Origin of the sequence: Actinopolymorpha sp. NPDC004070, from assembly GCF_040610475.1 — a bacterium.
In the GTDB taxonomy this organism is placed as follows: Bacteria; Actinomycetota; Actinomycetes; order Propionibacteriales; family Actinopolymorphaceae; genus Actinopolymorpha.
Window position 1 is genome coordinate 200502 of sequence record NZ_JBEXMJ010000004.1, and the last position, 23439, is coordinate 223940.

Annotated in this window: 20 protein-coding genes; 13 read left to right on the plus strand and 7 right to left on the minus strand. The window is 71.5% G+C overall.

What is annotated here, in order from left to right; translation table 11 throughout:
* Window positions 1-112 precede the first annotated feature (112 nt).
* Both ABZV93_RS09750 and ABZV93_RS09755 read right to left on the minus strand, forming a co-directional pair.
* Window positions 113-562, minus strand: a complete 450-nt coding sequence (locus tag ABZV93_RS09750) for an Rv2175c family DNA-binding protein (RefSeq protein ID WP_354932923.1) — start codon at window positions 560-562, stop codon at window positions 113-115.
* Window positions 559-1815, minus strand: coding sequence for an FAD-dependent oxidoreductase (locus ABZV93_RS09755; RefSeq protein ID WP_354932925.1), 1257 nt, complete (start codon window positions 1813-1815; stop codon window positions 559-561). Before ABZV93_RS09755 ends, ABZV93_RS09750 begins: the two co-directional genes overlap by 4 nt.
* Window positions 1816-1894: 79 nt before the next feature.
* On the opposite strand from ABZV93_RS09755, the gene ABZV93_RS09760 reads away from it, so the two are divergent.
* The 10 genes from ABZV93_RS09760 to aroF all read left to right on the plus strand — a co-directional run bounded on the left by ABZV93_RS09760 (window position 1895) and on the right by aroF (window position 14325).
* Window positions 1895-2704, plus strand: coding sequence for a class I SAM-dependent methyltransferase (locus tag ABZV93_RS09760; protein WP_354932927.1), 810 nt, complete (start codon window positions 1895-1897; stop codon window positions 2702-2704).
* A gap of 254 nt (window positions 2705-2958) precedes the next feature.
* The gene (gene pknB / locus ABZV93_RS09765; protein ID WP_354932929.1) at window positions 2959-4929 is read left to right on the plus strand and encodes a Stk1 family PASTA domain-containing Ser/Thr kinase; all 1971 of its coding nucleotides are present in this window, start codon (window positions 2959-2961) and stop codon (window positions 4927-4929) included.
* 86 nt (window positions 4930-5015) lie between these two features.
* A complete protein-coding gene (locus ABZV93_RS09770; protein ID WP_354932931.1) occupies window positions 5016-5993 on the plus strand; it encodes a deoxyribonuclease IV in 978 nt (325 codons plus the stop codon).
* Window positions 5990-7006 (plus strand): DMT family transporter, encoded by a 1017-nt coding sequence (locus ABZV93_RS09775; protein WP_354932933.1) that lies wholly within the window; start codon window positions 5990-5992, stop codon window positions 7004-7006. Before ABZV93_RS09770 ends, ABZV93_RS09775 begins: the two co-directional genes overlap by 4 nt.
* Window positions 7007-7175: 169 nt before the next feature.
* Window positions 7176-8135: a sugar ABC transporter permease gene (locus ABZV93_RS09780; RefSeq protein ID WP_354932935.1), complete on the plus strand. Its 960-nt coding sequence runs from the start codon at window positions 7176-7178 to the stop codon at window positions 8133-8135.
* A gap of 46 nt (window positions 8136-8181) precedes the next feature.
* Entirely contained in the window at window positions 8182-9078 is an 897-nt protein-coding gene (locus ABZV93_RS09785; protein ID WP_354932937.1) for a carbohydrate ABC transporter permease, read from the plus strand.
* 74 nt (window positions 9079-9152) lie between these two features.
* Window positions 9153-10502 carry an ABC transporter substrate-binding protein gene (locus ABZV93_RS09790; RefSeq protein ID WP_354932939.1) on the plus strand — a complete coding sequence of 450 codons (1350 nt, stop codon included), beginning with the start codon at window positions 9153-9155 and terminating at the stop codon, window positions 10500-10502.
* 294 nt (window positions 10503-10796) lie between these two features.
* A complete protein-coding gene (locus ABZV93_RS09795; protein ID WP_354932941.1) occupies window positions 10797-11360 on the plus strand; it encodes a molybdopterin-dependent oxidoreductase in 564 nt (187 codons plus the stop codon).
* Between the two features lie 146 nt (window positions 11361-11506).
* Window positions 11507-13087, plus strand: coding sequence for a Na+/H+ antiporter (locus ABZV93_RS09800; RefSeq protein ID WP_354932943.1), 1581 nt, complete (start codon window positions 11507-11509; stop codon window positions 13085-13087).
* Between the two features lie 152 nt (window positions 13088-13239).
* Complete coding sequence (aroF, locus tag ABZV93_RS09805) at window positions 13240-14325, plus strand: 3-deoxy-7-phosphoheptulonate synthase (RefSeq protein WP_354932945.1); 1086 nt, start codon at window positions 13240-13242, stop codon at window positions 14323-14325.
* Between the two features lie 30 nt (window positions 14326-14355).
* On the opposite strand, the gene ABZV93_RS09810 is transcribed toward aroF, so the two are convergent.
* The gene (locus tag ABZV93_RS09810; RefSeq protein ID WP_354932947.1) at window positions 14356-15423 is read right to left on the minus strand and encodes a threonine aldolase family protein; all 1068 of its coding nucleotides are present in this window, start codon (window positions 15421-15423) and stop codon (window positions 14356-14358) included.
* Between the two features lie 159 nt (window positions 15424-15582).
* Here ABZV93_RS09810 and ABZV93_RS09815 point away from each other — a divergent pair, with 159 nt between their 5' ends.
* The 3 genes from ABZV93_RS09815 (at window position 15583) to ABZV93_RS09825 (ending at window position 18724) form a co-directional block, all read left to right on the plus strand.
* Window positions 15583-16473 (plus strand): phytanoyl-CoA dioxygenase family protein, encoded by an 891-nt coding sequence (locus tag ABZV93_RS09815; RefSeq protein ID WP_354932949.1) that lies wholly within the window; start codon window positions 15583-15585, stop codon window positions 16471-16473.
* A gap of 134 nt (window positions 16474-16607) precedes the next feature.
* Complete coding sequence (locus tag ABZV93_RS09820) at window positions 16608-17456, plus strand: RraA family protein (protein WP_354932951.1); 849 nt, start codon at window positions 16608-16610, stop codon at window positions 17454-17456.
* Entirely contained in the window at window positions 17408-18724 is a 1317-nt protein-coding gene (locus tag ABZV93_RS09825; RefSeq protein ID WP_354932953.1) for a mandelate racemase/muconate lactonizing enzyme family protein, read from the plus strand. Before ABZV93_RS09820 ends, ABZV93_RS09825 begins: the two co-directional genes overlap by 49 nt.
* Before the next feature lie 100 nt (window positions 18725-18824).
* On the opposite strand, the gene ABZV93_RS09830 is transcribed toward ABZV93_RS09825, so the two are convergent.
* From ABZV93_RS09830 to ABZV93_RS09845, 4 genes are all read right to left on the minus strand, one after another.
* Window positions 18825-20153, minus strand: coding sequence for a class II 3-deoxy-7-phosphoheptulonate synthase (locus tag ABZV93_RS09830; protein WP_354932955.1), 1329 nt, complete (start codon window positions 20151-20153; stop codon window positions 18825-18827).
* A 109-nt stretch (window positions 20154-20262) separates the two neighbouring features.
* Window positions 20263-21288 (minus strand): 6-phosphofructokinase, encoded by a 1026-nt coding sequence (locus ABZV93_RS09835; protein WP_354932957.1) that lies wholly within the window; start codon window positions 21286-21288, stop codon window positions 20263-20265.
* A gap of 90 nt (window positions 21289-21378) precedes the next feature.
* On the minus strand, window positions 21379-22035 hold the full coding sequence (locus ABZV93_RS09840; RefSeq protein WP_354932959.1) for a response regulator transcription factor: 657 nt from the start codon (window positions 22033-22035) through the stop codon (window positions 21379-21381).
* Between the two features lie 33 nt (window positions 22036-22068).
* Complete coding sequence (locus tag ABZV93_RS09845; protein ID WP_354932961.1) at window positions 22069-23436, minus strand: DUF5931 domain-containing protein; 1368 nt, start codon at window positions 23434-23436, stop codon at window positions 22069-22071.
* Between the last annotated feature and the right edge of the window lie 3 nt (window positions 23437-23439).

Below are 23439 nucleotides of genomic sequence, written 5' to 3' on the forward strand. Positions count from 1 at the left end.
CTCTGCAGCAGGTCGTGGTCTGTGTCTCCCGGGCCCGGTCACCTCGGTCCTGGGCGCGACCCGACTGTGTGCTGGGGTGCCGCGACGGGCGCGGCATCTCCTGGAACGCGAGCTAGAACGCGAGCACCTGCGCGTGCCGGCGTACTTCCTTGATCCGGTTGGCGGCCAGCGCGTCGATCGGCCGGGTCTCCAGCCGGTCGTCGACGGAGAACAGCCAGCGCACCGTCTCCTCCGCGTCGAAGCCACCATCGTGCAGGACGGTGAGTGTGCCGGTGAGGCCCTTCAGGATGTGGTCGCCGTCGAGGAACGCCGCGGGCACGTGCATCGCGCCGCGCTCGCCGTGCGGAACGGCGACGAGCTCGCCCTCGCGCAGCAGCTGGCGTACCCGGCTGACGTTGACGCCGAGGCGCTCGGCCACCTCGGGGACATTCAGCCACTCCGGCACCAAGGTCTCGATGTCGGCCGGGCTCCCCTGCTCCGCCTGCCCCGGCTGCTCGGCCTGCCCGGGCTGTCCGGGCTGTCCGGTGGGCCCGGTCTGCGTGATCGGCTCGTTCTTGCTCACCCTGCAGAGCCTGCCACGGACGTCCTGACGCTAACCGCTGGGTCCGCCAGCAGCCCGGGATCGACGGCCGCGCCGGACTCGGCGATCCGGCGGCCGGCCACGAAGTCGCGCGGCTGGTCGACGGCCAGGACGGCCACCACCCGGGCAGCCTGGTCGAGCCAGAAGACCGACCAGCGGCCCTCGGCGGCCGGGTCGCCGCGCCACACCAGCCGGGTGCCCGGAAGGTCGGGTTCGGCGCGGGGTGCTCCGGCGGCCGGACCGGTGGGCAGGCCCGCGGCGGGCAGGCCGGCGTACTGCACCATCCGCCCGAACTGCTCACTCCACACGTACGGGACAGGGTCGTACGTCTGCGCGCCGCCCAGCAGGTTGGCGACCGCGACCGCCGGTGCGCGCAGCGCGTCGTCCCAGTGCTCACCTCGCACCCGCGTCCGGTAGCGCGGCGACCAGCGGGCGGCGACGTCCCCCACGGCGTACACGCCGGGCCGGCCGGCGGCCAGGTCGGCGCCGACCACCACGCCCCGGTCCAGTTCCAGCCCGGAGCCGGCGAGCCAGCCGGTGGCCGGCCGCACGCCGACACCGACGAGTACGACGTCGGCGTGCAGGGTGGTGCCGTCGGCGAACTCGACGGCGTCCGGTCCGACGGAAGCGACCCGGTGGTCCAGAAGCAGGTCGGCCCCGGCCTCGGCGTACCACGGCGCGAGGTGCCTTCCGACTTCCGGCGGCAACGCGTGCGCGACCGGGGTCGGCGCCTGCTCCACGACCGTGACCCGGCAGCCGAGTGCCCGGGCGGCGGTGGCCACCTCCGCGCCGATCCACCCGGCCCCGACGATGACGACTGTCCCGCCCGGCCGCAGCGCCGCCCGCAGCGCGTGGGCGTCGTCGTGGGTACGCAGGTAGCGGGCGCCCTCGCCCGGCAGCACGACCGGTTCGGCACCGGTGGCGAGCACCAGCCCGTCGAAGTCCAGGTCCGGGCCGGAGGCGTCGCCGGGGCCTGCCGTCTCCACCACGCCACCGCGCAGCCGGGTCGCGCGTACACCGGGACGGAAGTCCACCCGCAGCTTGTCCGGGTCGAACGGCAGCGCGGAGTCGTCGGACTTCCCAGCCAGGATCGCCTTCGACAGCGGCGGCCGGTCGTAGGGTCCCCGCGACTCCGCGCCGAGCAGCGTCAGCTCACCGGCGTACCCCTGCTCCCGCAGGCCGACCACCGTGCGCAGTCCGGCCAACCCGGCTCCCACCACCACGACTCGTTCCACGAGTCCCGACCCTAGGACATGCTCGAAGGGGGCCGCGCGGCTCGGCGCCGGAGCGTGCGGACACGCCTACCCTGGGCCGATGACCCCCGACGCGACCGCTCTCCCGGCTGCCGACCGGGGCGTGCTCACCGGCGAGGAGTACGCCGACGCCGGCCGGCTGTCCGACCGCATCTCCGTCTACGCCTGGCAGCGGCCGCGGCTCGATCTCGGCGGCGCCGTCCTGGCCCGGCTGCGCGGCCTGCCCGGGCCGGGACCGGTGCTGGACGTGGGCTGGGGCACGGGCGCGCTGACCCGGCGGCTGCGTGCGGACCGGCCCGACCTGCGGGTGATCCCGGTCGACCTCTCCGCCGGGCTGCGCCCGGAGGTGGTGGGCGAGGTCGACCGGCTGCCGTTCGCCGGCGGCTCGGTGGGCGCGGCGCTGGCGATGCACATGCTCTACTACGCGGCCGAGCCGGCGAACGCGGTGCGCGAGCTTCGCCGGGTGCTCCGCCCGGGCGGGCGGCTGGTGGCCAGCACGAACGCCGCCGGCGACAAGCCGCAGTGGGCGCGGTTGTGGACGGACACCCTGCGGGACCTGGGCGTCACGGACCCGCCGCCGTACGACCGGGGCGACTCCCGCTTCGACCTCGAGATCGGCACCGCGCTGGTGCGGGAGGTGTTCGGCGCGGTCGAGGTGCACGACCACCGGTACGAGATCGCCGTACCCGGGGCCGGGCCCGTCCTCGCCTACCTGCACAGCACCCGCGGGCAGCGCACCCGGGCGCTGCCGAAGGGCCTGACCTGGGCGGACTTCCGGTCCGCCGCGTCCGACCGAATCCGGGCCGAGATCGACCGGGCCGGCGCGTTCGTGCTCACCGGCCACACCGGGATTCTGACCGCCGTCGCGTGACCCCGAGGCGTGGTTGGTCGGGTCGTTCTGCGTGCCGCTGTCGCACCGAAATCTCATCGGCATCGCGCCGGCATCGCACGGGCGCGGGGTGTGGCGTACGACACAACGTGGGGAGATGACGGGCGCGACGGGGCGATGGCGGGCGAGCCCGGGCGAGGCCGGGTGATGCGGGCAGTCGGCGCGGCCTGCCGCCCTTCTCACCCGAGGTCTTTACACTCGTGACGTCCGAACCGCTATCTCAGCGAGGCCTCTGCGTGGACGTCACGGTCAGCGATCCCCTGGTCGGTCGCCTGCTCGACGGCAGGTACCGCGTGGGACGACGCGTCGCCCGAGGCGGTATGGCCACCGTCTACGAGGCCGTCGACACCCGTCTCGACCGCACCGTGGCCGTCAAGATCCTGCACGCCGGCCTGGTCGAGGACGCCGATTTCGTCCGGCGCTTCCAGCGTGAGGCACGGTCGGCGGCGCGACTGTCCCACCCGCACGTGGTGGCGGTGTTCGACCAGGGCGCCGACGAGGGCACGCCGTACCTCACGATGGAGTACGTCGCCGGCCGCACCCTGCGCGACGCGCTGTACGACGAGGGGCCGCTCTCGCCGGAGCGGACGCTGAAGTTGCTCGACCAGGTCCTGCAGGCGCTCGCGGCGGCCCACGAGGCGGGCATCGTGCACCGCGACGTCAAGCCCGAGAACGTCCTGCTGGGCCGCGGCGACCACGGCGACGTGGTGAAGGTCGCCGACTTCGGGCTGGCCCGGGCGGTGTCCGCGGCCACCAACACCTCCACCCACGGCCTGCTCATGGGCACGGTGTCCTACCTCGCACCCGAGCAGGTGACCCACGGCACCGCCGACGCCCGCGCCGACGTCTACGCGACCGGCATCATGGCGTACGAGATGCTGGTCGGCTCCAAGCCACACGAGGGCGACACGCCCATCCAGATCGCGTACAAGCACGTCAACGAGGACGTCCCCGAGCCGTCGAAGTCGGTGCCCGACATCCCGGCGTTCCTGGACGCCCTGGTGCTGCGGGCGACGGCCCGCGACCCCGCGGTCAGGCCCGCCGACGCCCGGGTCTTCCTCCGGCACGTCCGCCGGGCGCGCATCGCGCTGCGCGACGGGGTGGACGACCCCGAGCTGACCCAGGACCTCGCGGCGTTCCGGCGGCCCGAGCAGCCGCCCGCCGAGCACACCCTGATCGCGCCACTTGAACAGATCCGCGCCGCCTCCGCGGCCGCGCTGTCGCCGGCGGCCGTGCTCCGTCCGGACCGGCTCGACGACGGACAGCCGGCCGACTACGCGGACGTGCCCGACACCGAGGAGTCCGCGCCGCCCCAGCGGGCGGGATGGCTGCGGGCGTCGGTCGTGGGCGGCCTGGCCGCCGTCGTCCTGCTGGCCGCCGGGCTCACCACCTGGGTCGCCGGCATCGGACCGTTCACCAGGGTCCCGCCGGTGGTCGACGTGGCCCAGAAGAAGCTGCCCGGCCTGGCCGAGAAGTCCGGGGTCAAGTTCGTGGTCGCGGGCCAGGTCTACAGCGAGGACGTACGCAAGGGGCACGTCGTCCGCGCCGCGCCCGAACCCCGCGCCCGCACCTGGCGGGGCGGGCCGGTCCAGGTCTGGATGTCCCTGGGCCCGGAGGTGCACGACGTCCCCCGGCTCGCCGGCACCACCGAGGACCGCGCCCGGCAACTGCTCGGCGAGGCCCGGCTGCGGGTCGAGGAGGTGCAGACGGCGTTCAGCGACACCGTCGGCGCGGGCCGGATCATCTCCACCTCTCCCGAGGCCGGCACGTCGCTGCGCCGGGACGGCGAGGTGACGCTGGTCGTCAGCAAGGGCCGGGAGCCGGTAGACCTGCCGCCGGTGGCCGGGATGCCGTTCGCCGCGGCCAACACCACGCTCACCGCGCTGGGACTGAAGGTCGCCCGGGTGGACGCGTTCTCCGACCAGGTGCCGGCCGGCCAGGTGATCAGTCAGGCGCCGCAGCCGGGCCGGGTCTTCCGGGGCGACACGGTGCGCATCTCGGTGTCGAAGGGCCCGGAGTTCGTCCCCGTCCCGCCGGTGGCGCGGATGCCGGTGCCCCAGGCACAGAAGACGCTGACCGACGCCGGCTTCCGGGTGCAGGTGAAGCGCAACCCCGTCTACGTCGGGCTGAACGTCGTGGTGACCCAGACGCCGGCCGGAAACGCCCGCGCGCGGGTCGGCTCGGTGATCGTGCTGGACATCGTCTGAACCCACCACCGGGCACGGGCCACGGGGCACCGGTCGGCCCGGGGCCGTGAAGGTGGGCGAGTGAGCCGGTCTGAGAGGGTGTGCCGGTGGCATCCTCTGCTCCGCCGGACGCGCCGGCTCGCTCCACAGCCGCTGCCGGATCCGTCGGCCGTGGGTCCGGCCGCGCCCGCGCCGCGGCGGCCGCGCGAGGTCCCCGGGTCCGCGCCCGTCGACCCGTCCCGCCGGTCGGCAGCCATCTCCCGGTGGGTGCCGGGCTGGCCAGGGGTGCGTTCCGTACCGCCGTCGACATCGGCGCGGAGGCGCTGCAGGTCTTCGTCGGCAACCCCCGCGGCTGGGCACGCGCCGCGGGCGACCCCGAACAGGACGAGGCGTTCCGCTCCATGTGCGCGGACGCCGGGATCCGCGCGTTCGTGCACACGCCGTACCTCGTGAACTTCGGCTCCCCCACACCGGCCACGCTGGAACGCTCGGCGGGCATCGTGGCGCACAACCTCGTCCGTGCGTACGCCATCGGCGCCGAAGGTGTCGTCGTGCACACCGGTTCGTGCGTCGCCGAGGGCGGCCGCGAGGCAGCGATGCGGCAGGTACGCGAGTCGCTGCTGCCGATCCTGGACACGCTGCCCGACGACGCTCCCCTGCTCCTGCTCGAACCCACCGCCGGCCAGGGCCAGTCGCTGTGCTCGGGAGTGGACGACCTGCCGGCCTACCTCGCCGCCCTCGACGACCATCCCCGGCTGGGCATCTGCCTGGACACCTGTCACGTGTTCGCCGCCGGAGCACCGCTGGACACACCGGGCGGCACCGTCGCGACCCTGGACCGGCTGGTCGCGCTATGCGGCGCCGAGCGGCTGCGACTGGTGCACGCCAACGACTCCAAGGACCCTCGCGGCAGCTTCCGCGACCGGCACGAACGCATCGGGCAGGGACACATCGGCTCGGGGGCGTTCGAGGAACTGCTGCGCCATCCGGCGGTGGCGGGCGTGCCCGTCGTCGTCGAGACGCCCGGCGGCGTCGAGGCGTCCCGTGAGGACATCGCCGCGCTCAAACGTGCGAGGGGGCGGTGAGCGGCAGCACCCGCGGAGCGCGTGGAGCCGGTGGAGCAAGCAGCACCGGGAGCGCCGGCAGTACGGGCCGCGCCGACGCGTCGACGTCCCCCACCGGTCGACCCGACGAGACGACCGGGGGCGGACCGGCGGGCGCGGTGCCGAAGCTGGCCGTGCTCGGGCTGCTCGCGGTCACCGCGTCCTGGGGTTCGACGTTCTTCCTCATCAAGGACGTGGTCACCCGGGTGCCGGTGCCGGACTTCCTCGCGGTCAGGTTCGCTGTCGCCGCCGTCGCGCTGGGCGTCTTCTCCGCACCGACGCTCGCCCGGCTCGGTGCGCCCGCGTGGCGGCGGGGCGTCGTCCTCGGTCTGCTCTACGGGCTGGCCCAGATCCTGCAGACCCAGGGACTGGCACACACCTCGGCGTCGGTGTCGGGGTTCGTCACCGGGATGTACGTCGTCCTCACGCCGGTCCTGGCCGGAGTGCTGCTCCGTCACCGGATCGGGCGGGCCACCTGGATCGCGGTGGCGCTGGCGACCGCGGGGCTGGCAGTCCTTGCCCTGCGTGGGTTCGCGTTCGGGCCCGGTGAGCTGCTGACGCTGCTGTCCGCCGGGTTGTACGCCCTGCACATCGTCGCGCTCGGCGCGTGGACCAACCAGCGGGACGCGTTCGGCCTGTCCGTCGTACAACTCGGTGTCATCGCCGTGGTGTGCGGCATCGCCGCCGCTCCCGGCGGGATCGCGGTGCCGGACCGGTCCGGCGACTGGCTCGCCCTGCTCTACATGGCGCTGATCGCCGGTGCGTTCGCGCTGGTGACCCAGACGTGGGCGCAGGCACACCTGCCACCGACCCGGGCCGCGGTCATCATGTGCATGGAACCGGTGTGGGCGTCGGCGTTCGCACTGGTCTTCGGCGGGGAGTCGCTGACCGTGCGAATGGTGGCCGGAGGCGGACTCATTCTGGCCGCTATGTACACCGCCGAACTCGCGCCGAGGCGCCGGCTCCCGGCAGAGAGCCCTCACCTGCCGGTTTGAGACCGAGGTGTTACGAGGCCGGATCGGTAAACCTGTACCGGTGCCCTAGCATCTGCGCCATCACGTGCGTGATCATCACCTGGGAACGTTCCCAGGCTGCCCCTGCCCGGGCGTGTCCGGAAGGAGGTCGACGGTTCGGCGTCATCCCCACCTCACCGGAGGCATCACCGTGTCAGTCAGCACCCAAGACGCGCTGGACACCGGCTCACCGGCCCAGCGGGGCACCACCTCGTCGCGGCCGGCCTGGACTACGCGCGACAAGGCCAATCTCAAGAAAGGGCTGGTCTTCATCAGCCCCTGGATCGTGGGGACCCTCGCGTTCGTGGTCTTCCCGATCTTCTACTCGCTGATCATCAGCCTTACCAAGTACAGCGGCATGCAAACCCCGCAGTGGGTCGGGCTCAGCAACTACACACGAATGTTCCAGGACCCGCTGGCCTGGACGTCCATCTCCAACACGTTGTTCTACTCCGGGTGGGCGGTCCCGGTGGGGCTCGTCGTCGCCCTGCTGCTCGCGCTGGCGATGAACCGCAGCGTCCGCGAGGTCGCCGTCTACCGCACGGCGCTCTACCTACCCTCGCTCGCACCGATCTTCGCGATGTCGTTCATCTTCATCGTGCTGGTCAACCCGGGCACCGGCATCGTCAACCAGGTCATCGCGTTGTTCGGCGGGCAGGAGCGTGACTTCCTCGGCGACCCGACCACGGCGAAGCTCGTCATCGTGGCGATGGCCCAGCTCGGCGCGGGCAACGCCGCGCTCATCTACCTCGCCGGCCTGAACAACATCCCGCAGACGTTGTACGAGGCCGCCCGCATCGACGGCGCCAGCTCCTTCCAGTCGTTCCTCCGCATCACCCTGCCGCTGCTCACGCCGTCGATCCTGTTCAACCTCATCACCGGGATCAGCGCCGGCCTGCAGGTGTTCACCCAGGCGTACGTCCTCACCGGGGGTGGCCCGAACAACGGCACGTTGTTCTACATGCTCTACCTGTACCGCAACGCGTTCAGCTACGCCGACCTCGGCTACGCCTCGGCGCTCGCGGTCGTGCTCTTCCTCATCGGGGTCGTGCTGGCCCTGCTCGTCTACCAGGTCTCGCGACGCTTCGTGAACTACGAAGTCGCCTCCTGACCGCGGGCTCCCCAACACGTTTCCCGACGATTGAGAAGGGCTGTCCATGACCACACAGACCGATACAGCCGGTGCGCGCCTCGGCGGCGCCGGTCCAGTGATGTCGGCCCGCGAGCGCACCGTGCGCACTCTCGGGGACCGCATCGGCGTCCGCGTCTTCCTGATCGCGATGTCGCTGCTGTTCCTGCTGCCGATCTACTGGATGATCATCACCTCCCTGAAGTCCAACGAGGAGCTGGGAATCACCCCGGCGACGTTGTTCCCGAAGGTGCTGCACTGGGGCAACTACGTCGAGGCCTTCAGGGCCTTCCCGTTCGCGACGTACTTCGGCAACTCCCTGCTCATCACCGCGCTCAGCGTGGTCGGCTCGATCGTCTCCAACCTGATCGTCGCCTACGGTTTCTCCTGCATCGACTGGCGCGGACGGGACAAGGTGTTCTACGTCGTCCTCGCCACGCTGTTCATTCCGTTCCCGATCGCGCTCATCCCGACGTTCGACCTGTTCGCCTGGCTGCACTGGATCAACACCCTGCTGCCGCTGGTGGTCCCGAACTTCCTCGGCAGCGCGTTCTTCATCTTCCTGCTCCGGCAGTTCCTGCTGCAGATCCCGCGTGAGCACCTCGACGCGGCGCGCATCGACGGTGCGAGCGAGGCGCGCATCCTGTGGCAGGTGGTGTTCCCGATGGCCCGGCCCGCGGTCGCGGCGGTGGCCATCTTCACCGCCGTCGGCGCCTGGAACGACTTCCTGGGACCGCTGCTCTACCTCCAGGACGAGGCCAAGCAGACGCTGGCCATCGGCATCCAGGCGTTCCGCACCACCCACGACGTGCAGTTCAACCTGCTGATGGCGGCTTCGCTGATGATTCTCGCGCCGTTGGTGATCCTCTTCTTCGCCGCGCAGAAGTACTTCATCCGCGGCATCACTCTCGGGAGCTTCAAGTGAGCGAGACGACCGCGAGCGCGAAGACGCCGAGCGCGAAGACAGCGGGTGCGAAGACACCGAGAGGACGGGCAGACATGAGGTCGCGACCGCGCCGGATCCGCAGGGTCGTCCTCGCCGTGCTCGCCATGCTCCTGGTGGCCGGTACGGCGGGCGCGTGCTCGGGGAACTCCTCCGACCGCAAGCTGCTGGTGTGGACCCAACTCGGCGGCGAACGCGAACTCAAGGCACAGAACCTCGTCATCGACGCGTTCGAGAAGGCCAACCCCGGCGTCAAGGTGCAGATCGTGCCGAAGTCGGGACAGTTCACCGGCGACTCGGCGGCGCTGATCGCCGCGGTGCGCGGCAACACCCCGCCGAACGTCTACATCATCGACCGGTTCACCACCGCGCAGGCGGCCTCGGTCGGGTTGTTCGAGGACCTGCAACCCCGCATTGACAGGGACGGGGAGAAGCTCCGCAGCAAGTACCTCCCCTATGCCGCCGACGAGGCGACCTACAAGGGTGACATGTACGCGCTGCCGTTCGACACCGACGTGCGCGGGCTGATGTACAACAAGAAGACGCTGCGCGACGCCGGCATCGACCCGGAGGTGCTGGACCCGAAGAACGGCCCGCCGACGATCGCCGAGGTCATCGCCCTCGGCAAGAAGATGGACAAGAAGGACAAGCGCGGCAACTACACCCGGATGGGGTTCATCCCCTGGGACGGCCAGGCGTTCCACGCCACCTGGGCGATCATCAACCGGGCACAGTGGTTCGACGACAAGACCTGCGAACTCACCCTGAACAGCCCGGGGTGGACCAAGGCCATGCAGGACTTCGCCGACTGGGCCAAGGAGTTCGACTACTCCCGCGTGCAGACGTTCCTCGCGACCTACCGGCCGCCGAACCAGCCGCCCACCCAGTCGCCGTTCTACACCGGCCACATCGGCATGGCCGTCGACGGCAACTGGTCGATCGGCAGCATCAAGGAGTACGCCCCGAAGCTCGACTACGGCGTGACGTACCTGCCGGTGCCGAAGAAGGGCGACAAGCCGCTGACCTGGGCCGGCGGGTTCGGACTGACCATGCCCAAGGGCGCGCCGAACCAGGACCTCACCTGGAAGTTCATGAAGTTCATGGCCGGTGAGCAGGGCCAGCGCATCTACGCCAAGTCGGCCAGCAAGATCCCGACCTGGCAGAGCCTGGTCGACGACAAGAGCGTCACCGGCGACCAGGGCATCTTCCCGAGCATGGTGAAGTTCACCACCTCCCGGCCGCCGCTGCCGGTGGGTGCGCAGATCTCGGACTCCATGGACGCCGCCCAGCAGGCGGTGCTCCTCGGCGACTCCACGCCGAAGGAGGCGCTGTCGATCGCGCAGGACCGGGCCGGTCCGCAGATGAAGCAGTTCTGCCCGTTCAAGCTGCCCAGCCACCCGGAGTAGCCCGGCAGCGCAACCACCGAGATCACCCCTGCGGACGGCGATCCCATCCGCTTCCGGGGCACACGACGAGAACGCGGGCGGTCGGGCTTCACGGTCTGACCGCCCGCCGCGTTCGTGGCCGGAACCCGACAGCCCCCCGCCCGGGTCCAGCCTGGTTCCTGCCCTCGACACACACCAGTGCCGGTGATCTGCGACCATGACTGGGTGCAGGGTCGGCACTTCGGAGCGGATGTCACACCGGAGCGCCTGGCGCGAATCGACGCCCGCCGGGGTGTACCGCCAGGGCAGACCTGTGTGTCCTCGTGGAAGGTCATGCACTACGGCCGGGTCCCGCGCTCGACCGATCCGAGGGGCTGGGACTTCCGCGTCATCGGCGCCACCGCCAGCGGCACCGAGCACATCCTGGACTTCGCGACCCTGGCCACGCTCCCGCGGGTCGACGTGCTGGCCGACCTGCACTGCGTGAACGGTTTCAGCCTGCTCGACCTGACCTGGACGGGCATCCCCACCCGGGCGCTGCTGGAGTTCGCTCCGCCCCGTGAGGACGTACGCCACGTCATGGCCTGGGCGCAGTACGGCTACTCCGCCAACCTCTCGCTCGACGACCTGCAGGCCGAGGGCACCCTGCTGGCGACCGGCGTGGGCGGGGAGGACCTCTCCCCCGAACACGGCGGGCCGCTGCGGCTGGTGCTCCCCCACCTGTACGCCTGGAAGGGCCCGAAGTGGCTCCGGGCGATCGAGTACCTCACCGAGGACCGGCGCGGCTTCTGGGAGGAGCGCGGCTACCACAACTCCGCCGACCCCTGGTCGGGTGAGCGGTACGCCTACCAGGAAGGCGCCGCCACCGGCCCCAACTGACCGTCGCCACCTGACCGGCCCCAACCGACCGGCCCCAACCGCCCAACCGACCGGCTCAACCGACCGGCGCCCGCGGAGACGCCCGTGCCGGCCCGGTGTGCCCGTACGCTTTCGGATGCATCTGCGCTTCGGGTCGGAGGGCGCCTGTGTCCAGTCTCGGGTTGGTCGTCGCGGTCGGCGTCACGATCCTGGTGTGCACCGGAGTGTCGCGGCGGCTGGGGATCGTCCCGCCGGTGACGCTGCTGATCGCCGGGATCCTGCTGGGCTTCGTCCCGGCCCTGCGGTCGACGCACCTGCCTCCGGAGGCGGTGCTGCTGCTGTTCCTGCCGGTGTTGCTGTACTGGGAGGGGTTCACCTCCTCCGTCCGGCAGATCCGCCGCGACCTGCGGGTGATCGTGCTGATGAGCACGGTGCTGGTGGTGCTGACCGCGGCGGGGGCCGCGGCCACCGCCCACGCGCTGGGCATGCCGTGGGGCCCGGCATGGGTGCTGGGCGCGGCGCTGGCCCCGACCGACGCGACGGCGGTGGGGGTGCTGGGCCGCATACTGCCGCGGCGGGTCGGCACCCTGCTGCGGGCGGAGAGCCTCGTCAACGACGGCACGGCCCTCGTGCTGTACGCCGTGGCCGTCGGCGTCACGGTCGGCTCGGAGCACTTCAGCCTCGGCCATCTCGGGACGCGGCTCCTGCTGTCGTACGGCGGCGGGATTCTCATCGGCCTGGCCATCACCTATGTCGCGGTGCAGGTGCGCAAGCGGCTGACGGACGCCTTCCAGCACAACCTCTTCGCCCTCGTCACGCCGCTGGCCGCGTACCTCCTGGCCGAGTTCGCCGACGTGTCCGGCGTACTGGCGGTCGTGGTCAGCGGCCTGTGGGTAGGCCGGGTCTCGCCGCAACTGTTTCCCGCGTACGCCCGCCAGCAGGTCCGCACGGTGATGGACTTCGTGACCGCGGTGGCCAACGCGGCGCTTTTCGTGCTCGTCGGCCTCGAGGCGCAGTCGGCCGTACGCGGGCTGAGCAGCGTCGGGGTGACCCGTGGGCTGCTGATCGCCGCGGGCGTCTGCGCGGTGATCATCGGGGTCCGGGTCGGGTGGCTGTTCACGCTGCCGCACATCATCCGGGCGCTGGACCGCAGACCGGCGCAGCGCGCCCGGCGGCTGAGCGCGCGGCCCCGGGCGGTGATGGCGACCGCCGGCTTCCGTGGGGCGGTGTCCATGGCGGCTGCCCTCGCGGTGCCGGACACCGTCGCCTCCGGCGAGCCGTTCCCGGACCGTGACCTGATCATCTTCGTCACCGCGTTGGTGATCGCGGTGACGCTGCTGGTCCAGGCGCCCCTCCTCCCGCGGGTCGTGCGCTGGGCCAGGATGGACGAGGACCTCACGGCAGAACAGGAAGGGCACCGCGCCGAGGTGGTGGCCACAGAACGCGCCCTCGCCGCGTTGCCGGACACCGCCGAGCGGCTCGGCACACCTGGGGACGTCGTCGGCCAGGTGCGAGCCGAGTACGACCGCCGCCTGCGCGCCCTGCGCGACGGCGACGGCGACCAGGGCACCGAGGCGAGCGGATGGCAGCAGCAGTACGCCGACCTCCACCTGGCGCTGCTGTCCCACAAGCACGCCACTCTCGTGGAGTTGCACGAGAGCAACGAGATCGACGACATCGAGCTGCAGCAACTCCAGGACCACCTCGACCAGGAGCAGCTGCACGCGGTTCGCCGGCGCCGGACCTGACGCTCCACAACCGCAACCCGATTGAGACCTCCATCCCGTCCACATACCGGACGTTGCGGTAAACGGAGCCGAGTCCGGCGGTTACGCTCACCCTCTCGCCGGCCGGAGTGTGGCCGGTGCAGGACGGAGGTGCGCCTCACATGGTCGTGGTGATGAGTCCTGGCGCACCACCGGAACATCTGGCCGCGGTGGTGGCCCGGATCGAGTCGGCGGGTGCGCAGGCTTTCGTGAGCCGGGGCATGGACCGCACCATCGTCGGCGTCATCGGCGAGGGCTCGCGCTTGGCCGAGCTCACCCTCGCGGGGATGCCGGGCGTGGCAACCGTGCTCCGCGTCAGCGAGCCGTACAAGCTCGTCAACCGCCAGGCTCGCGCCGAACGCTCCGTCGTCTGGGTCGGTTCCGCCGGCCGCGAGGTGCCGGTCGGACCGGGCACCTTCACCCTCATCGCCGGCCCGTGCGCGGTGGAGAGCGCCGCGCAGACCCTCGGCGCGGCCCGGCTGGCGGCCGGTGCCGGGGCCACCCTGCTGCGCGGCGGGGCGTACAAACCGCGTGCGTTTCCCGGGTCCTTCCAGGGCCTGGGCAAGGACGGGTTGCGGATTCTCGCCGACGTCCGCGACGCCACCGGGCTGTACGTCGTCACCGAGGTGATCGACCCCGCCGACGTCGACCTGGTGGCGTCGTACGCCGACATGCTCCAGATCGGCGCCGCCAACATGCAAAACTACGCGCTGCTGGACAGCGTGGGCCGCCAGCGCAAGCCGATCCTGCTGAAGCGGGGACTGCAGGCGAGCGTCGACGAGTGGCTGATGTCCGCGGAGTACGTCGCCCAGCGCGGCAACTGCGACATCGTGCTCTGCGAACGCGGCATCCGGACGTTCGAGACCGCGACCAGCGCGACGCTCGACCTGGCCTCGATCCCGCTCGTCCAGCGGCTGTCCCATCTCCCGGTCGTGGTCGACCCCACCCATGCCGCCGGTCGCCGCGACCTGGTCGTGCCCCTGGCCCGGGCTGCGATCGCCGCCGGCGCGGACGGCCTGCTGATCGACGTCCACCCCGACCCGGAGAACGCCCTGGTGGACGGCGCGCAGGCGCTGGCCGGTGCCGAGCTGCGCGAGCTCGCCGCTGCCGTACGCCGGCTGCCGCCGATGCTCGGCCGCAGGCCGGCGCTTCCACGTGCGGAGGGTGCGGACTCCCTACGCCTGAGTTCGTCCCCGACGTCGACCTCGAGCCCAACCTGACCGGTCGCGGCCCCGGCGCCCGCGCGGTGCCTACTTCAGCGCCGTGGCCAGCACCTCGCCCGCGTGCCGGCAGCCGGCCTCGTCCACGTCCAGGTGGGTGACCAGCCGCAGCGCGGTCGGCCCGAGAACCGACACCAGGACACCGGCCGCCCGGGCCCGGTCGGCGATCTCGGCCGCGCCGGTGGAGATCCCGGCGGCGGCCAGGTCGAGCACCACGATGTTGGTCTGTACGCCGTCCGGCTCGACGATGCCGGGTGCGACCTCGGCCAGCCGGTCGGCCAGGGCACGGGCGTTCGCGTGGTCCTGCGCGATCCGGTCCAGGTGGTGTTCCAGCGCGTACATCCCGGCCGCGGCGAGCACCCCCGCCTGCCGCCAGCCGGCGCCGAGCCGCTTGCGCCAGACGCGGGCGTCGGCGATGGCGGCCGCCGGTCCGGCCAGCAGCGACCCCACCGGCGCGCCGAGCCCCTTCGACAGGGCCACCGACACCAGGTCGGCGCAGGCGGCGTAGGTGCCCGGCTCCACGCCGGTCGCGGCGCACGCGTGCCACAGCCGGGCGCCGTCCAGATGGACGCCGACGCCGGTGGCCGCGGTGAGCTCGCGCAGCGCACGCAGAGACTCCAGTGGCTGGACCGAGCCGCCGCCGAAGTTGTGGGTGTTCTCCACCGACACCGCGGCGGTGGAGACGAAGTACGGCCCGGCGTCCGGCGCCAGCAACTCGCGGACCGCCGCCAGGTCGACCAGGCCGCGGGGATGGGACCAGGTGCGGCTGGTCACCCCGAAGACCGTCGCGTGCGCACCCAGCTCGGCCCGGGCGATGTGCGCGCGGGACTCGCACAACACCTCCGCCCCCGGCTTCACCAGGGCACGTACGCCGAGCAGGTTGGCCAGCGAGCCGGTGACGGTGAACAGCGCCGCCTCGGTGCCGAGCAGGTCCGCGACGCGTTCTTCCAGGGCCCGGCAGGTGGGGTCCTCGGCGTACACGTCGTCGCCCACCTCGGCCCGGGCCATCGCCGCCCGCATCCCCGGCGTCGGCGTGGTCACCGTGTCGCTGCGCAGGTCCACCGGACGGTCGCGATCTGTGTTCTCCACCTCGGCCACGTCCAGCACGCTACCCCGGCCGATTGCAGACAGGTTCGGCCGGACCCGAGGGCCACTTACCTAGAGTGGACGAATCGCCTACCACCAACGAACCGTCCGGCTGCGTCCGCGCGCATCCGGTGCGCTCGTGCGCGCGGCAACCGAAGGGAACCTCGAGGAATGGGCACCATTCGCGAAGCGGACTACCAGCACTGGCGCGAGCACGGGTACGTCGTCGTCCCCCTGCTCGACGACGACCAGGTGCGGGCCACCGTCGAGAACATCCACGAGTACATGCCGTCGTGGGAGGAGTACGCCCGGCACCCGCGGTGGTACGAGGAGTCCGTCGCCGCGCGCGGTGGACGCCTTCGTACGTACGCGACGTTCCCGTTCGTGGGCGACGCGCTGAACGAGACGACGCTGCATCCGGAGCTGATCGCGTTCGCCGAAAGGGTCATCGGCACCGACCGGCTGATGCTCAGCCACGGCCAGCTCGGCGGGAAGTACGCCCGTACGCGCGACTTCGAACAGCAACTTCACCTTGACTACGGCAACAACACGCTGGTGTGCCCGCCGCCGGACGAGGAGATCGTCGACCTGCCGGCGATCATCTACTACACCGACGTGACCGTGGACCTCAGTCCCACGTACGTCGTCTCGCAGAAGTTCACCCGCGACCTGCCCCGCGAGCCGCGCTTCCACACCCGCGAGGGGTCGCCGGAGCTGTACGCACACGAGGTGCCGGTGGTCGTCCCGGCCGGGTCGGTGCTGATCTACTCGATGAACACCTTCCACCGTGGCTCCGCGCTCACCGCCTCGGAGGGCCTGCGGTACGCCCAGAACATCGGCTTCAAGCGGGTGGACACCCCGTGGTGCGGTCAGGTGACGTTCCAGCACGACGGCGGCAGCCCGGAGATGAACCACTTCCTGGAGCACGCCACCCCCCGCCAGCGCGAGTTCGTCGGCTTTCCCCGGGTGGGCGATCCGTACTGGAACAAGTCCACGATCGCCAACGTCGGCGCGCGCTACCCCGGCATGGACATGAGCCCTTACCTCGCCGCGCTTTCCTGAAACCCGGCCTGTCCCGGCCATCCGGTCGCCACATCCGGGCACAGGTAACCAGCACTGGACGTACGCGTTGTGCCGCGACCGGCGCCCCTCCTACGATCTGGCGAAGATCCACCGACCGGAGGTTCCCCTCACTCATGCGAATCCAACCCACTCCCGAGGACCTGATCGAGCTGACGTCCTCCTGGCAGGGCGAGCGCTTTCCGGACGGGCGGCCGAAGGTCCCCGACGAGGTGCTGGAGGAGATCCGGCTGGCCACCACCGAGGAGGCGTGGGGTGTCCTCCGCCGCCAGGGCTACGAACGCCAGTTCGCCGGTGGCTGGCGGGAGACCCACCCCGGCACGATCCTCGTCGGGCGTGCGGTCACCTCGCAGTTCCTGCCGCACCGGCCGGACCTCGACAGCGCCGTCGTCGCCGCCGGTGCCCGCGAGGGTCACCTCACCCCGGACAAGCAGAACTCCTGGATCATCTCCACCCTGGTGTCCGGCGACGTGATGGTCACCGACATCTTCGGCAAGGTCCGCGACGGCACGGTCGTCGGCGACAACCTCAGCACCGCCGTCGCCGCGCGCACCGGTGTCGGCGCGGTGATCCACGGCGGAGTCCGCGACTACCAGGGAATCAGCCAGCTCGACGGCGGTGTCAACTTCTACTTTCGCGACGCCGACCCGACCGCGATCAGGGACGTGACACTGGCCGGCATCAACATTCCGGTCAAGATCGGCGACGCGACCGTGCTCCCCGGTGACGTGGTGCTCGGAACGCCGAGCGGACTCATCTTCATCCCACCGCACCTGGCGGCGATGGTCGCCGAGTCCAGTGCGGACATCCGTACCCGCGACGTCTTCGGCAAGCTCCGGTTGGCAGAACAGGTCTACAGCAGCGCCGAGATCGACGTCGGCACGTGGGCGAGCCACATCGAGGAGGACTTCCAGCGATGGCGCAAGGAGCAGGAACAGACGGAGCAGGCCGCGAACAGGAGCTGACCAGCGATCGGATGCTGGACCGGGTGAACACCCACTCCCGGCCCAGCGACCTCAGGATCACCGACCTGCGGGTCGCCTCGCTTGCCGGGGTGCCGTTCCGGTCCACGATCATCCGGATCGACACCAACCAGGGCATCAGCGGGTACGGCGAGGTACGCGACGGTGCGAGCCGCAGTTTCGCCCTGCTGCTGAAGGCCCGGCTGATCGGTGAGAACCCCTGCAACGTCGACAAGCTGTTCCGCGCCATCAAGCAGTTCGGCCACCACGGCCGGCAGGGCGGCGGGGTGTGCGGCGTGGAGATGGCGCTGATGGACCTTGCCGGCAAGGCGTACGGGGTTCCGGCGTACGCCCTGGCCGGCGGGAAGTTCCGCGACCGCGTTCTCTGCTACGCCGACACCCCGAACTCCCCCGACCCGCAGGTGCTCGCCGAACGCCTGATCGGCCGGCGCAAGCTGGGCTACCAGTTCCTGAAGATGGACGTGGGCATCAACCTGCTGTGGGACGTGCCCGGTGCGCTGATCGCACCGCCGGGGGCCCGGGAGCAGACCACCACGATGCACCCGTTCACCGGGATCCGGGTCACCGACAAGGGTGTCGACCTGCTGGCCGAGCACGTCGCGACCGTGCGGGAGGCGGTGGGGTACGACGTCCCGCTGGCCGTCGACCACTTCGGCCACATCAGTGTCGACTCCTGCCTTCGGGTCGGCCGCGCGCTGGAGCCGTTCGCCCTTGCCTGGTTGGAGGACATGGTCCCCTGGCAGTTCACCGCCCAGTGGCGCGAGCTCACCACGGCCCTGGCCACTCCGACCTGCACCGGTGAGGACATCTACCTCGCGGAGAACTTCAGACCGTTGCTGGAGGCAGAGGCGATCCGGATCGTCCACCCCGACCCGGCCACCTCCGGCGGCATCCTGGAGACCAAGCGGGTCGGCGACCTCGCCGAGGAGCACGGGGTGGCGATGGCCCTGCACATGGCGGCCTCGCCGATCGCGACGCTGGCGAGCGCGCACATCGCGGCGGCGACGAACAACTTCCTCGCGCTGGAACACCATGCCGTGGACGTGCCGTGGTGGAGCGACCTGGTGACCGGGCTGCCCAGCCCGCTGATCGAGGACGGCCACATCACCGTGCCGGACAAGCCGGGCCTGGGCTTCGACGACATCAACGAGGAGCTCTTCCGCGAGCACCTCGACCCGGCCTTCCCGGGCTTCTTCGAGCCCACGGAGGTCTGGGACACAGAGATCCGGCACGACCGGCTGTGGAGCTGACCACGGCGGATCGCGACGTGCGCTGAACGAAACTCGGGCCGGGCATCCCCTTTCGGGGATCACCCGGCCCGAAGCATCGTTGCGGGGTACGGCGAGAACCTCAGGCGCGGTGCAGCATCTCCGCGACGAGGAAGGCGAGCTCCAGCGACTGCGCGCGGTTGAGCCGGGGGTCGCACACGGTTTCGTACCGGTGCACCAGGTCGGCCTCGGCCAGGGCGTGGCCACCGCCCACGCACTCGGTCACCGCGTCGCCGGTGAGCTCGACGTGCAGGCCACCCGGCACGGTGCCGAGCGACCGGTGCACCTCGAAGAAGCCCTCCACTTCCTCCAGCACGTCGTCGAAGCGGCGCGTCTTGTAGCCGTTCGGCGTCTCGAAGGTGTTGCCGTGCATGGGATCGCAGACCCAGGCGACGCTCGCGCCGCTCGCGGTGACCTTCTCCACCAGCTCAGGCAGCGCGTCGCGGATCCGGCCCGCCCCCATCCGGGTGATGAACGTGAGCCGGCCCGGCTCGCGGTCGGGGTCGAGCCGCTCGATCAGGGTGAGCGCGTCCTGCGGCGTCGTCGTGGGGCCGAGCTTCACCCCGACCGGGTTGCGGACGTGCCGCGCGAACTCCAGGTGCGCGCCGTCCAGCTGACGGGTCCGCTCGCCGATCCACAGGAAGTGGCCGGAGGTGTCGTAGGGCAGGCCGGTCCGGGAGTCGATCCGGGTGAGGGCCTCCTCGTAGTCCAGCAGCAGGGCCTCGTGGCTGGCGTAGAAGTCGACGGAGTGGAACTCCGCCGGGTCCGCGCCGCAGGCGTGCATGAACGAGATGGCCCGGTCGATGTCGCGGGCCATCCGGTCGTAGCGTTCGCCGACCGGGCTGTCGCGCACGAAGTCGGTGTTCCACGCGTGCACCTGGCGCAGGTCGGCCTCGCCGCCGACGACGAAGGCCCGGGCGAGGTTGAGCGTGGCCGCCGAGGAGTGGTACATCCGCACCAACCGGTCCGGATCGGGCGTACGGTCCTCGGGGGTGAAGGGGAAGCCGTTGACCGCGTCGCCACGGTAGGCGGGCAGCTCAACACCGTCGCGCACCTCGGTCGGCCTGGACCGCGGCTTGGCGTACTGTCCGGCGATCCGGCCGACCTTGACCACCGGCATGCTGCCGGCGTAGGTGAGGATCACCGACATCTGCAGGATCGTGCGGAGTTTGTTGCGCAGCGCGTCCGCGCCGACGCCGTTGAACGTCTCCGCGCAGTCACCGCCCTGCAGGAAGAACGCCCGGCCGGCCGCGACGTCGGCGAGCCGCGCCTTGAGCGAGTCGCACTCGCCGGCGAAGACCAGCGGAGGGAACGTCCGCAGCTGAGCCGCCGCGGCCCGTACCGCGTCCGCGTCGGGCCATTCCGGCTGTTGGGCGGCCGGGAGGGCACGCCAGGCGTGGAGAGAGTTCACGTCACGAGGGTAGGACCGGGGCCGGCGCGCGGACGCGCCGACCCCACAGGACGATCATTGATCGCGGCCGCCCAGCCGAACCGGCCAGCCGAACCGGTCAGCCGAACCGTCAGCCGAAGAGGACGCTGGCCTCGGCGTACAGCTCGGGGGTGACGACCTTCAGCTCCTTGGTGGCCTCGGCCAGCGGCGCCCGCACGATGTCGGTGCCGCGCAGCGCGACCATCTTGCCGAAGTCGCCGTCGTGGACCGCGGCGATCGCGTGCAGTCCGAACCGGGTGGCCAGCCAGCGGTCGAACGCGGTGGGCGTGCCGCCGCGCTGGGTGTGGCCGAGGACGACCGCGCGGGCCTCCTTGCCGGTCCGCTTCTCAAGCTCCGCGGCGATCATGTCGCCCACGCCCCCGAGGCGGACGTGCCCGAACGCGTCCAGCTCCTCGTTCTGGAGAGCGTTGGTGCCCTCCTTCGGCGTGGCACCCTCGGCGACCACGATGATCGGCGAGAAGTTGGTACGGAAGCGGCTCTCCACGTGGTCGACGACCTTCTCCAGGTCGAACGGCACCTCGGGGATCAGGATGACGTTGGCACCGCCGGCCAGGCCGGAGTGCAGCGCGATCCAGCCCGCGTGCCGGCCCATGACCTCCACCACGACGATCCGGTGGTGGGACTCGGCGGTGGTGTGCAGCCGGTCGATCGCCTCGGTCGCGATGTTGACTGCGGTGTCGAAGCCGAACGTGAAGTCGGTGGCGCCGAGGTCGTTGTCGATGGTCTTCGGCACACCGACGACGTTGACGCCGAGCTCGGACAGCTTCGTCGCCACCCCGAGGGTGTCCTCACCGCCGATCGCGACCAAGGCGTCGACGCCGTTGCTCGCCAGGTTTTCCTTGATCCGCTCGACGCCGCCGTCCACCTTGAACGGGTTGGTCCGCGACGAACCGAGGATGGTGCCGCCGCGCGGGAGGATGCCGCGCACCTGCGGGATGCCGAGTTCGCAGGTGACGTTTTCCAGCGGGCCCTTCCAGCCGTCGCGGAACCCGACGAACTCATAGCCGTACTCGGACGCTCCCTTGCGTACGACGGCCCGGATCACCGCGTTCAGTCCTGGGCAGTCGCCACCACCAGTGAGCACACCAACGCGCATCGACAGTCCTTTCCAAGACTGCAAGAACAGGTCCTGTCGAGCCTAGCCCTGCCGGGTTCGCCGCCTTCCGCAGGGCCGCCGTCAGCGCCCTCAGGTCTCGTCGGTGCCGTCGAGGCCGCTCTCCAGGGCGTACCGGACGAGTTCGACCCGGTTGTGCAGCTGGAGCTTGCGCAGGGTGTTCTGGACGTGGTTCTGCACGGTGCGGTGGGACAGCACCAGACGGTCGGCGATGTCCTTGTAGCTCAGCCCCTTCGCCACCAACCGCAACACCTCGGTCTCCCGCTCGGTGAGCTGCGGGGCGACCGGCTCGGCGGCGCGGGACGCACCCGACAGGCGGCGGAACTCCCCCAGCACCAGCCCGGCGAGGCCCGGCGTGAAGACCGCGTCCCCGGCGGCGGTGCGGCGTACCGCGTCGAGCAGTTCCTCCCGCGAGGCGGACTTCACGAGGTAACCGGCGGCGCCGGCCTTGACCGCCGCCAGGACGTCCAGCTGCTCGGCGCTGGCGGACAGGATCAGCACGCGGGTGCGGGAGTCGCTCTCGGCCAGCCGGCGGGTCACCTCGACTCCGCCGAGCACGGGGATCTGCAGGTCGAGCACCACCACGTCGGGCCGGGTCGCCTCCGCGCGGCGCAACGCCTCGTCGCCGGCGCCGGCCTCCGCGACGACCTCGAATCCGGCCTGCTGCAGGTCGCTGGACACGGCACCGCGCCACATCGGATGGTCGTCGACCACCATCACCCGGATCATGCCCTGACCTTACGCAACGTGCGGGCCGGTTCGTCACCCGATATCCGCTTTGGCATCCGGTCTGGAATCCCCCTGCGGTCCGGCCGCCCCGCGTCTGCCCGTCAGCCATGCCGGCGTCGTCCATCGGGGTCCGGCGGACGCGGAAGCCGGGTCGGCGGCGGCGCGGGGCACCCGAAGCTCCCACTCCGTGCCGCCCGTGCTCGTGGACAGCGTGGCCGTGCCGCCGAGCTCGGTCAGCCGGCCCACGATCGACCGGCTCACGCCCATCCGGCCGTCGGCCTCGGCCTGGTCCAGCCGGCCCGCGGGGATGCCTGGCCCGTCGTCGCGGACGCTCACCGTCACCGCCTCGCCGTCGTCCTCCAGCAGGATGAACGCCTTGGCACCGGGCGCGTGCCGGGCGACGTTGTCCAGCGCGGCGCGGACCGCGGCGACCAACTCCGTGGCGACCTCTCCGGGAAGCAGCACCGGGTCGGCCGGGGTGGCGACGGAGACCCCCGTGGTGCCGAGCCCGGTGAGCCGGCCACCGACGTCGATCATGCCGGTGTCCGTCTCGTCGACGGCCTGCTGCATGGCGTGACTCGAGAGCCCTGACAGCCCCGACAGGGCGGACCGGCCGGCGCCCCCACCCGTCACCGGCATCGGCTGGCCGTTGACCAGTGCACGCAGCAGCTCGCCCTGCTCCCCCGCGGCGCGGGCGATGTCTCCGGCCTCCCCGCCGAGCTCGTTCCCTCGCCGCTGGACGTACGCGAGGACCTGCAGCACGCCGTCGTGCACCGCCCGGGCGAGGCGTTCCCGCTCCGCGGTCCGGGCGGCCAGTTCGGTGGCCCGGGCGCGGTCGGCCGCGGCGTCGCGGGCGAGTGAGGCGGCGTAACCGAGCATCGCCCCGGCCAGCAGCAGCAGGAAGAGGTTGCTGAAGGTGGTGGAGGTGACGTGCGCCCTGGTGGCGATGTCGGCCGGGGAGATCACCAGCGCCGCGAGGACGCCGCCGATCCAGCCGTATCTGATCGCCCACGCCAGCACGGCCGCGGTCACCCAGTACGTCGGCAGGGTGAAGTCGTGGCGGTTCAGCATCTCCGGGCTGAGGACGTACGGCGTGATCAGGATGGAGCCGACCGCGACCGCGAGATCGGCGGTCAGGAACGGCCACCGGCGGCGTTCGGGTGCGTCGTAGGCCCAGGTGACGACCAGCGTCCAGGCCGACATGACGGTGAGGACCAGCCAGCCGGTCAGCGGATGGTCGAATCGCTCCCAACGGAACAGGTTGACCGCCAGAGCCTGCGCCAGCACGACGAACCGCAGGACCGCCAGGGCCTTCCACAGCGAGGCGGTGCCGTCGGAGCCGGCGTTCGCGTGCGTCCGTCCGGATCCCGGCAGCACCGGCGACCGATCGCCCGCCCCCATGGT

Coding starts and splice junctions, on each gene's coding strand:
- ABZV93_RS09760 (WP_354932927.1), top strand. CDS start 1,895: ATGACCCCCGACGCGACCGCTCTCCCGGCTGCCGACCGGGGCGTGCTC.
- ABZV93_RS09785 (WP_354932937.1), top strand. CDS start 8,182: ATGACCACACAGACCGATACAGCCGGTGCGCGCCTCGGCGGCGCCGGT.
- ABZV93_RS09790 (WP_354932939.1), top strand. CDS start 9,153: ATGAGGTCGCGACCGCGCCGGATCCGCAGGGTCGTCCTCGCCGTGCTC.
- aroF (WP_354932945.1), top strand. CDS start 13,240: ATGAGTCCTGGCGCACCACCGGAACATCTGGCCGCGGTGGTGGCCCGG.
- ABZV93_RS09815 (WP_354932949.1), top strand. CDS start 15,583: ATGGGCACCATTCGCGAAGCGGACTACCAGCACTGGCGCGAGCACGGG.
- ABZV93_RS09820 (WP_354932951.1), top strand. CDS start 16,608: ATGCGAATCCAACCCACTCCCGAGGACCTGATCGAGCTGACGTCCTCC.
- ABZV93_RS09825 (WP_354932953.1), top strand. CDS start 17,408: ATGGCGCAAGGAGCAGGAACAGACGGAGCAGGCCGCGAACAGGAGCTG.
- ABZV93_RS09835 (WP_354932957.1), bottom strand. CDS start 21,288: ATGCGCGTTGGTGTGCTCACTGGTGGTGGCGACTGCCCAGGACTGAAC.
- ABZV93_RS09840 (WP_354932959.1), bottom strand. CDS start 22,035: ATGATCCGGGTGATGGTGGTCGACGACCATCCGATGTGGCGCGGTGCC.
- ABZV93_RS09845 (WP_354932961.1), bottom strand. CDS start 23,436: ATGGGGGCGGGCGATCGGTCGCCGGTGCTGCCGGGATCCGGACGGACG.